General features: G+C 80.5%; 1 protein-coding gene. It reads right to left on the bottom strand.

Annotation, left to right across the window (positions count from 1 at the left end; genetic code table 11):
• Positions 1–261: hypothetical protein (locus RYX56_RS23285; RefSeq protein WP_317124249.1), on the bottom strand; the 261-nt coding region annotated here is incomplete at both ends.

Genomic DNA, 261 nt, shown 5'->3' with positions numbered 1-261 from the left:
CGCGCCGTCTCGACGCGCACGTACCCGTTGCGCGCGGCGGCTTCGGCGGGCGCGGCGCCGGAGTAGCCCGTCTGGCCCGTGCGCCGCACCACGACGAGAGCAGCGCGCTGGTAGTGTGCGTAGGCGGCGGCGATGGAGTCGAGGGCGGCGAGGTCGCGCTCGGCCACGAGGCGCCCCTCGGCCTCGGCGCGCCACGCCTCGGCCTCGCGGGCGGCGCGGTCGAAGGCGGCGCGGGCGCTGTCGGCAGCGGGGCGGGCCTCC

Source organism: Alkalihalophilus lindianensis (assembly GCF_032843265.1).
GTDB lineage: Bacteria > Bacillota > Bacilli > Bacillales > Bacillaceae_D > Alkalihalophilus > Alkalihalophilus lindianensis.
The sequence above is the reverse complement of the archived record's forward strand: the minus strand, read 5'-3'. Positions and strand labels throughout refer to the sequence as shown.